General features: G+C 66.3%; 4 protein-coding genes, 2 tRNA genes and 1 pseudogene. 2 read left to right on the top strand and 5 right to left on the bottom strand.

Going from position 1 to position 6,476, the window contains the following annotated elements; genetic code table 11:
- Positions 1–427 precede the first annotated feature (427 nt).
- Complete coding sequence (locus B1790_RS34165) at positions 428–640, top strand: hypothetical protein (RefSeq protein WP_142271101.1); 213 nt, start codon at positions 428–430, stop codon at positions 638–640.
- Between the two features lie 5 nt (positions 641–645).
- Here the strand turns inward: B1790_RS34165 and B1790_RS06745 are convergent, their stop codons facing one another.
- Positions 646–2,151 (bottom strand): hypothetical protein, encoded by a 1,506-nt coding sequence (locus B1790_RS06745; RefSeq protein ID WP_079922443.1) that lies wholly within the window; start codon positions 2,149–2,151, stop codon positions 646–648.
- Between the two features lie 91 nt (positions 2,152–2,242).
- On the opposite strand from B1790_RS06745, the pseudogene B1790_RS06740 reads away from it, so the two are divergent.
- Positions 2,243–2,527: pseudogene (locus B1790_RS06740) on the top strand (tyrosine-type recombinase/integrase); the annotation flags it as partial.
- Positions 2,528–2,575: 48 nt separating this feature from the next.
- Here the strand turns inward: B1790_RS06740 and B1790_RS06735 are convergent.
- The 4 genes from B1790_RS06735 to gyrA all read right to left on the bottom strand — a co-directional run bounded on the left by B1790_RS06735 (position 2,576) and on the right by gyrA (position 6,450).
- Positions 2,576–2,648: transfer RNA gene (locus tag B1790_RS06735), tRNA-Ala, on the bottom strand.
- A 143-nt stretch (positions 2,649–2,791) separates the two neighbouring features.
- A tRNA-Ile gene (locus B1790_RS06730) sits at positions 2,792–2,865 on the bottom strand.
- A gap of 68 nt (positions 2,866–2,933) precedes the next feature.
- A complete protein-coding gene (locus tag B1790_RS06725) occupies positions 2,934–3,869 on the bottom strand; it encodes a DUF3566 domain-containing protein (protein WP_079922441.1) in 936 nt (311 codons plus the stop codon).
- A gap of 10 nt (positions 3,870–3,879) precedes the next feature.
- Entirely contained in the window at positions 3,880–6,450 is a 2,571-nt protein-coding gene (gene gyrA / locus B1790_RS06720; protein ID WP_079922440.1) for a DNA gyrase subunit A, read from the bottom strand.
- Between the last annotated feature and the right edge of the window lie 26 nt (positions 6,451–6,476).

Genomic DNA, 6,476 nt, shown 5'->3' with positions numbered 1-6,476 from the left:
ATTTCAGCGAGCGCCATCAGGTGGGCGGTTTTGATTAACGCCCAGGGGGTGGGGGTGCCGCGAGAACGATCTTCTCACTACGACCCCACGCTCTTCTGTCAAAATCTCTCTCCGCGTTTTTCCACAACCACCAGCCACCCGTCGAGGGTCGGACCGCGGGTTTACAGTCCGCGATAGGCTCGCCGTCGTATTGGGAGGATGCAAGGATCGGAACCAACCAGGGGGACTTGTGGCAACCATCTCGTACGGCCCATCCGGCGGAATGTTCGCCTTGCACTTCACCGGTGGCAACCAATTCGTTGCCACTGTGCAGGCCGCGGCAGCACGTCGGTTCGCCACCAACAGTGGGTTCTTCCTAACCCTCTCGGGTACCAACGACAGTGGGCAACCGGTCACGATGTCGCACTGGATCAGCGCAGGAGCTCCGGTGAGGTTCGAGTACGACGTCGAGGATGTGTACGGGAATTGCGCTGACACCGTTGTGGTGAAGGACGAGGACATCGACTTTCTTGTAGAAGTGATGGACCGTCCGATCGGGGTGATCTGGGGATTCTCGGACGAGGCCGGAAGGTACCTCCCGTTCATGCACGAAGGACCAACTCCTGAGACTGACGAGATCAAGGACGACGGCGGCGCATAGCGGGGTCACCGGCCGGGTCCTTGGTTCATGTTGCTGAGGTGGTTGGTCAAGTTAGCGCCGGCGCGGTCCTCGGTGGCCTGATTGTTGGTGTAGTTCACCGTGATCGGGGCACCCCCTGGTTGCTGCGCCTTGTCGCCTTCACCTGGCTTCCCGCCCTGCTGCGGAGGTGTAGCGCCCTGCTGGCCCGCAGCTGCAGCGCCGCCTGCGAGGTTCGGCTTGGCGGGCTTAGCCCCGGCGAACCCGCCGGCGAGCTTCCCGAGCCACGAATTGCCGAAGCTGCCAAGAGCGCTACCCGAGGGAAGGACGGTCTCCATCACGCCAGACGCGGCGATACCGGCCACTTGGGCGCCGTATTCCACGGCACGCTTGCCGAGTTTGATGGCGACACTGGATCCGGGTGCGAACATGTCGGCTGCGCTGCCTGCGGCGTCGAGCGCTGGGCTGTCGATCTTGAACCCTCCGCCGCCTGCCGCCACCGGGGCGACACCGGTGTTGAACCCAGCAGCCTGGCCCGTCGCGCCCTGCGTCATACCGGCACCGAACGCCTGCCCACCGCCGGAGCTGATTCCAGGCAGACCGTCGAGGCCCCACCCCCCAGGAGTGGGGGCCGGCCCCGGTGCGGGACCCGTGCCGACGCCAGGGGTGGGGGTGCCGGGAATGCCAGCGGCAGGGTCGACGGGCGGTGCGCCGACAACGGGCATCCCACCTGGCACACCGACACCGCCGCCGACGATGGTGACCGGCAACGGCAGGGGCAGGTTCCCCAACGGGGATCCCACGCCTCCGCCGAGCGGGGCGGGACCCATGGCCGACGGGCTCACGCCCACCGCTGAGGGGCCTGCGCCGACTGGCCGGTACCAGTGGTCGGTGAACGCGGGATCGTCGGCACCAGTACCGCCGACGCCTCCGCGTGCCGCTGCAGCGTCGGAGCCCCAGTTGAACGGGGTTCCGCCGGGCAACGTCGCTTGCGTGTGCGCGGAGTTGAATCCGACACGGAAGTCGCCAGGGCCGCCGATGCCTGGCTGGAACCCGCGCGACGCCAGCCACTCCGCCTCGTTGGCGGTAGACATCGACCGGCCGGCGGTGGGGCGCCCGTCCATGATGTTGACGAGATCCTCTATGGCGCTCGAGCAGTCGCCGAGACCCTTGGCTAGGTCGCCACTGGCGTTGTATTTGCCTTGCGTGGGGAAGCTAAAGAGTAGCGCCGCGTCGCCCGGATACGCCCCACTAGTGCCTGCACTCGAATAGGCGCTAGGCCCAACAGATCCGGTCGAACCGCCCAGTCCGGTGAAGTACTGCTGGTTGAACAACCCCGCGGCGACACCACCATTGGAAGCCAACTGCGCGGCGCCAGCCTGAAGGCTCGGTGAGCTGGCGATCGCGCCGGCCAACGCCATGTTGCCGAACATCTTCGTGAGGTTCTCGACGATCCCCGGGATTCCACCGGAGACACCGAAATCCTCGTCAAGCGACGCGGAGACTGACTGCAGATCCGACGTGGACTGCTTCATCTGGTTGGTGCGCGCCTCGATGTCCTTCTGCTGCGCCGAATACAGGGCGCGCTCAGCCTCGAGTTGATCATTCTTCGCCGTCAGGCGGTGGTGGTCCCAAGCCGTGGCGGCCGCCGCATTGTTCCCACGAACGGTCGGTGGCGAGACGGTCTACGAGTTCAAGCTCCATGAGTTGCGGCACACCGCGGCCTCGCTCGCCATCCAGGCCGGCGCCAACATCAAGGCGCTACAGAACATGCTCGGCCATGAATCGGCGGGCCTGACGCTGGATTGCTACGGGCACCTCTACGGGTCCGACGTCGAGGCCGTCGGCGTAGCCATCAACGCCCTTTTAACTCGCGATTGTGGGCAAAGTGTGGGCACGGACGCCGCCTGACAGCAGAACAGGCCAGACCATATGCGGTCTGACCTGGTGTTTCTGTTGTGGAGCCTAGGAGATTCGAACTCCTGACATCTGCCTTGCAAAGGCAGCGCTCTACCAACTGAGCTAAGGCCCCTCTTGGTGATCAGCTTGGCTGATCGGCGGCCACATGCCACACCTCGACGCGGTTGCGGGATCTGACGACCACCACCGCCGCGACGAGAAGGGTGAGCACTACGAAAACTCTCACAGTGCACCCTCTCTCGGTAAGGCAAACCGTGGGCCTGGGAGGACTCGAACCTCCGACCTCTTCGTTATCAGCGAAGCGCTCTAACCACCTGAGCTACAGGCCCGTATTCACATACGACGGCCGAGGGACGAGGTTACCGCAACCACTGCCATCGCCCCAAACCGCGGGTGTTCAGTCCCTGTCGGCGAGGGTCACCTCGACGCCGCCGACGAGGTCGGTGGTCAGGTTGTAGATGAACGCACCGCACGTCGCCATCGCCGTCAGCAGCACGATGTTGACCAGACCGATGAGGGCCGCGCCGCCGAAAATCGTTCCGCTGGAAACCAATTCGCCACCGCTGCCGCTGGCACTGGTGAGCAGGTCGCCGACGTTGCTGTTCAGCTTCGTCCACACACCCATTCCGCCGAGCACCAAGTACAGGAACGCGACGGCGATCATCCAGACGAAGAACAGCGCAACGCTCAGCACCAGCGAGACCTTCAGCACGCTCCACGGATCGAACCGCCGAATCTGCATGCTCGCCCGCACCGGCCCCTGCGACCGGCTCGCCGCCGAGGCGCGCGTGGCGGGCGACGACGGCCGCGACGACGGCTCGGCGGCCGTCCGCTCAGCCGTTGGCTTACGCGGCCCGCGGGGGGCGACACCCGACAGGTCGGGGAGCTCGCTGGCGTAGGCCTCCGACCGGGCCGGCTCATTGCGATTGGGCGGCACGGCGTCAGTCTTCGTCGGAGCGGACTCCCGGGTGGGAACCGAGTCACGCGCCGGCGTCGACTCACGGGCGGGCGCAGGCTCACGGGCGGGACCCGCCTCACGAGGAGGCGTCGACTCACGCGGGGGAGAAGCCTGCGCCGGACCGTTGGCAGGTCCACCCGAGATGAACCGGTTCAGCCGCGCATCGGCACTTGGCGAGCCGCCGCCCTGGTGACCAGCGGCCGCACCTGCGCGCGGACCCTCTGGCTGCCTGGGCCGCGTCGCAGCACCCCGCTGCCACGGCGGAACGTCACCGCTCGACCCGGCACCGTTCGCCGGGCCGGCCTCGTGAGCGCCGTTCGTGCTACCTGGACCGTCGCCGGTGCGCGGTGGTCCAGGTTCGTTCGGTGAACCCACCTACGGCTCCTTAGCTCGGGTCAGTCTGTGAGTCGTCGTCGACGACATCGACGACGTCTTCGGCAACTCCGTCTACGACGCCTTCCACGACTTCGTCAGAGGCGTCCTCGTCAGCGTTGCGGGCGACGGCAATCAGTGTGTCGCCATCGCCGAGGTTCATCAAGCGCACGCCCTTGGTTTGCCGCCCGGCCTTGCGCACTTGACGTGCCACGGTCCGGATGACGCCCCCACCCGAGGTGATGGCGTAGAGCTCGGTGTCCTCGTCGACGATCAACGCTCCGACCAGAGTGCCACGCTTGGGGTCGTACTGGATCGTCAGGATGCCCTTGCCGCCGCGCCCCTGTGGGGTGTACTCGTCGATGGCCGTCCGCTTGGAGTAACCACCCGACGTCGCCACCAGGAGGTACGTGCCCTCACGGACCACGTTCAGCGACAGCAGCTGGTCTTCCTCGTTGAACCGCATGCCCTGCACGCCGGAGGTGGCGCGGCCCATCGGCCGCAGCGCCTCGTCGGTGGCCGAGAACCGGATCGACTGGCCCTTGGCCGAGACGAGCAGCAGGTCCTCTTCGGCCGAGCACAGCACGGCCCCGACGAGCTCGTCACCGTCGCGGAGGTTGACCGCGACGATGCCTCCGGAGCGGTTCGAGTCGAAGTCCGTCAACTTGGACTTCTTGACCAGTCCGTTCTTCGTGGCGAGCACCAGGTACGGCGCGTCCTCGTAGGACTTGATCTGGATGACCTGCGCGATGCGCTCCTCCGGCTGGAACGCCAGCAGATTCGCGACGTGCTGGCCGCGGGCCGTCCGCGACGCCTCCGGCAGTTCGTAGGCCTTCGCCCGGTACACCCGACCCTGGGTGGTGAAGAACAGGATCCAGTCGTGGGTGGAGCCGACGAAGAAGTGCCGGACGATGTCGTCCTGCTTCAGTCCCGCGCCCTGCACACCCTTGCCGCCACGCTTCTGGCTTCGGTACAGGTCGGACTTGGTCCGCTTGGCGTACCCGGTGTCGGTGATGGTGACGACGACCTCTTCGCGCGCGATGAGGTCCTCGTCGGCGACGTCGCCGTCGGCCGGGATGATCCGGGTGCGACGGTCGTCGCCGTACTTCTCGGCCAGTTCCGCAAGCTCGTCGCGGACGATCTTCCGTTGCCGCTCCGGCTTGGCGAGGGTGTCCTCGAGGTCGGCGATCTCGGCTTCGATCTTGGCCAGGTCGTCGACGATGCGCTGACGTTCGAGGGCGGCCAGGCGCCGCAGCTGCATGTCGAGGATCGCCTGCGCCTGGATGTCGTCGACGTCCAACAGCTCGATCAGGCCGGCCCGCGCCACGTCGACGTTCGCCGACGCACGGATGAGCGCGATGACCTCGTCCAACGCGTCGAGAGCCTTGACCAAACCACGCAAGATGTGGGCGCGTTCGTTGGCCTTGCGCAGCCGGTAGATGGTGCGCCGGACGATGACGTCCAACTGGTGGACGACGTACAGGCGGATCAGCTGGTCGATCCGCAGCGTGCGAGGCACACCGTCGACGATCGACAGCATGTTGGCGCCGAAGCTGGTCTGCAGCTGGGTGTGCTTGTAGAGGTTGTTCAGCACGACCTTGGCCACGGCGTCGCGCTTGACCTCGACGACGATCCGCATGCCGACCCGGTCGCTGCCCTGGTCCTCGATGTTGGAGATGCCCGCGAGCTTGCCGTCGCGCACCTGGTCGGCTATCGAGGTGATGAAGTTGTCGTGGTTGACCTGGTAGGGGAGCTCGGTGATGACGAGCAGGGTGCGGCCCTTGCTGTCCTCTTCGACCTCCACGACACCGCGCATGCGGATGGAGCCGCGGCCGGTCGTGTAGGCGTCGTGGATGCCCTGCGAGCCGACGATCAGTCCGTAGGTGGGGAAGTCAGGTCCCTTGACCCGCTCGGTGACCGCCGCAAGGGTGGCCTCTTCGTCGGCGTCGAAGTTGTCGAGGCACCAGAACACCGCCTCGGCGAGTTCCCGAAGGTTGTGCGGCGGCATGTTGGTGGCCATGCCGACCGCGATGCCGCCAGAGCCGTTCGCCAACAGGTTGGGGAAGCGGGACGGCAGGACGGTCGGCTCTTGCACCCGGCCGTCGTAGTTCGGGATGAAATCGACTGTCTCCTCGTCGATTTCACGCAACATCTCCATCGCCAGCGGCGTGAGACGTGCTTCGGTGTACCGCATCGCCGCTGGCGGATCGTTGCCTGGCGAGCCGAAGTTGCCCTGCCCGTCGACCAGGGGATACCGCAACGACCACGGCTGGGCCATCCGGACCAGGGTGTCGTAGATCGACGAGTCGCCGTGCGGGTGATAGTTGCCCATCGTCTCGGCAACGGAGCGTGCGGATTTCGCGTGGCCGCGGTCGGGGCGGAAGCCCGAGTCGTACATCGCGTACAGCACGCGGCGGTGCACGGGCTTCAGGCCGTCGCGAACCTCCGGGAGCGCACGGCCGACGATGACGCTCATCGCGTAATCGATGTAGCTGCGCTGCATCTCCTGCTGGATGTCGACCGGTTCGATGCGGTCGGTGATGGCGCCGTCGTCGCCGCCCGGGGGCAGAGTGGTGTCAGTCATCGTGTGTCAGCCCTATTCGTCTTTGG

This window comes from Mycobacterium sp. AT1 (genome assembly GCF_002043095.1).
Classification (GTDB): domain Bacteria; phylum Actinomycetota; class Actinomycetes; order Mycobacteriales; family Mycobacteriaceae; genus Mycobacterium.
Note: the sequence above shows the minus strand (reverse complement) of the source record. Positions and strands in the feature narration are given on the sequence as shown.

Coding starts and splice junctions, on each gene's coding strand:
- gyrA (WP_079922440.1), bottom strand. CDS start 6,450: ATGACTGACACCACTCTGCCCCCGGGCGGCGACGACGGCGCCATCACC.
- B1790_RS06745 (WP_079922443.1), bottom strand. CDS start 2,151: ATGAAGCAGTCCACGTCGGATCTGCAGTCAGTCTCCGCGTCGCTTGAC.